Source organism: Paraburkholderia sediminicola, assembly GCF_046027825.1.
GTDB lineage: Bacteria > Pseudomonadota > Gammaproteobacteria > Burkholderiales > Burkholderiaceae > Paraburkholderia > Paraburkholderia sediminicola_D.
Genome location: NZ_JAQQDU010000241.1, coordinates 1 through 1,061 on the forward strand (window position 1 = coordinate 1; position 1,061 = coordinate 1,061).

The following is a 1,061-nucleotide window of genomic DNA, read 5'->3' on the forward strand; positions in this document are numbered from 1 at the left end:
ATTGGAGTCCGTCATTGACTCGCTGTTGGCGAAGCGCTTATCCGGTCCCCAAACTCGCACCAATGTGCCCGCTCCAGCGGGTTCCCGATGGCAACCCATATCCTCAAAGCTTTTGATGTAGTGGGCGGAGATCGAAGCTTTGACCGGCGGTGGAATCCAGGAAAAAAATACACTTCAGGCGGGGCTGTCCTTAACTGGTTCCTACTACACGTAGCGAATCCCTGTCATCCCGGAAGCAAGGGACGCAGTGCGATCGACGGCTCGGGAACGCCGCTTGCGCACCCCTTGAGTACCTTTTTCGAAGGAGGTGAATCATGGGCTCAATCAACCCGCAAGGGGACAGCCAACGCGGAGCCGACATCGTCGGCGGCGGGATGGGCGAAGGACCAGGGCCGGACATCATGGCCGCAGCAACGCTCGATGGGAACAAAGTCATGTCCTCTGATGGGGAACACGTTGGGAAAATTTCAGACATCATGCTTGACGTCAGGAATGGACGCATCGCTTACGCTGTACTTTCCGAGGGGGGGTTCCTCGGCATGGGTTCTAACCTGCATGCCATCCCATGGAGTGCGTTGACTCTCGACACGGACGAGAAGTGCTTCGTCGTCGACATTGCCGCACAGCATCTCAAAGACGACCCGGGTTTCGACAAGGACCACTGGCCAACGATGGCGGATGCGAAGTGGGGAGAGTCTACGTACAGTTATTACAACCGACAGCCTTACTGGTCAGCGACTCATGACGTGATGGAAACGGACGTAACCATCAGGCCGAGCGAGCACTGAAAAACACCAACGGGTAACCGTGCCGGACGGACGGCATCAGGCGCCGATCGCCTGGCCTACCAAGGTGTTCGGCCGCCTGTGATAATCTGGGCTGAGTGTCACACGAGGGTTGACAGCGCGATATGAAACCGGCGATCGCCAAAGGGTCCACAACGTCGTGGAAACACCTCACCCGGGTAGGCTCCTTCGCGATCATGTTTTACCCGGCTTGACGCTCTCGGTGAGCCAGGCCGCTCGCGATCTCGGAATTTCGCGCCAAACGTTGCACCGAAG

At 57.8% G+C, this 1,061-nt stretch carries 1 protein-coding gene; it reads left to right on the forward strand.

What is annotated here, in order from left to right; all coding sequences use genetic code 11:
* The first annotated feature begins 314 nt into the window (after positions 1–314).
* Positions 315–788 carry a PRC-barrel domain-containing protein gene (locus PQQ96_RS42080; protein ID WP_408303330.1) on the forward strand — a complete coding sequence of 158 codons (474 nt, stop codon included), beginning with the start codon at positions 315–317 and terminating at the stop codon, positions 786–788.
* The last annotated feature ends 273 nt before the right edge of the window (positions 789–1,061 follow it).

Excerpts from the sequence above, each read along its gene's own strand:
- PQQ96_RS42080 (WP_408303330.1), top strand. The coding sequence starts at position 315 with ATGGGCTCAATCAACCCGCAAGGGGACAGCCAACGCGGAGCCGACATC.